This is a genomic window from Enterococcus alishanensis (genome assembly GCF_019218635.1).
GTDB lineage: Bacteria > Bacillota > Bacilli > Lactobacillales > Enterococcaceae > Enterococcus_A > Enterococcus_A alishanensis.
Map to the genome: position 1 here is coordinate 1 of NZ_JAHUZB010000050.1, position 341 is coordinate 341.

Consider the following 341-nt stretch of genomic DNA (forward strand, 5'->3'; position numbering starts at 1 on the left):
CTAGTTGTATATAAATGGTCTCCATCATTTAAGTTATATGCACGCCATACTGGAACCAATACTTCATCAGGAACATCGCTATTACTATAAACATAAGTAACCACTTGTGTATCCTTTTGGAAAGTACCTGTTACATTTCCAATTGTTTCTTTAAAAGCGTACCCACTAACATTCTTTTGAACTGTGACATATGAAGTACCTTGAGATCCTCTTAGTAGCTCATTTTCAGCTATGGATTTACCTTGTTCATCTTGATATTGAACCAATACTAATCCTTCAGTACTTTCATCATTTAATTTATGATAAATTAATTTAACAGTTTGAGCCTCAGCAGTAATTAA

General features: G+C 32.6%; 1 protein-coding gene. It reads right to left on the reverse strand.

Translation table 11 applies throughout. The annotated features are described in order from the left end of the window. Positions 1-341, reverse strand: a 341-nt coding sequence (locus KUA55_RS18235; protein WP_218327781.1) for a MucBP domain-containing protein, incomplete at both ends; no start/stop codon positions are given.